Annotated in this window: 1 protein-coding gene; it reads right to left on the bottom strand. The window is 65.5% G+C overall.

The window, feature by feature from the left end; translation table 11 throughout:
• A partial coding sequence (locus tag NKH29_RS32565; protein WP_353001434.1) for an IS1380 family transposase occupies positions 1-742 on the bottom strand: 742 nt, incomplete at both ends.

The raw sequence follows: 742 nt of genomic DNA, 5'->3' as shown, positions 1-742 counted from the left end.
GGCGCCGTCAACGAACTCCTTGAACCTGCGGACCTTGCCTGTCTTGGCCGACGCTTCGAAGCGCGCCGTCGTGCTGGCCTCCAGATCCGCGACATGCTTGCGCAGGGTCGTGGTGGGCGCGAGGCCAAAGATGAAGTCGACGTCGTTGGCGCGGCACCAGTCGATGACCTGCGGGTTGCAATAATGGCTATCGCCGCGGAGCAGGATTCGAATGTTCGGCCAGTTGATCCGGATCGCCCGCACCAGACGGCGCAGGTGGGGGCGGATCTCAGCCCCACTCGGCCGCTTGGCCGGTCGCAGGATCGCGCTGACGAACCGTCCCGCACCATCGAACACGACGATCGGCTGGAAGCCGTACTCGTCATGGTGGGCATTGAACAGGCGAAGCTGTTGGCCTCCGTGCACAGCGTCGAAGGTGTCGTCAATGTCGAGTACGATCCGCTTCGGCACCTGCCGGAACGAGGCGCAATAGAGATCGACCATCGCCCGTCCCATCGCGACCAGCTCCCGCACGCCGGGTAGGTTCTCCAGCCGGCACAGCGTCGATTGCGACGCCAGATCCCGACCCGACGGCAGCGCATCCTGGGCCATCTTGAAGACCGGATCGCGGCGCAGCCGGTTGGCGTCGTTGCCGTCCTCGTAGCCGGCGGCGATCATCTTCATGCGAAAGCCGATCATGTCCGCCAGGCTGTGGACGACCTGGTCCGGGCAGCGCGGATCGTCGATGCAACGCGCCAGACGC

The sequence above is a fragment of the Mesorhizobium sp. M1295 genome (assembly GCF_040318135.1).
In the GTDB taxonomy this organism is placed as follows: domain Bacteria; phylum Pseudomonadota; class Alphaproteobacteria; order Rhizobiales; family Rhizobiaceae; genus Mesorhizobium.
The sequence above is the reverse complement of the archived record's forward strand: the minus strand, read 5'-3'. Positions and strand labels throughout refer to the sequence as shown.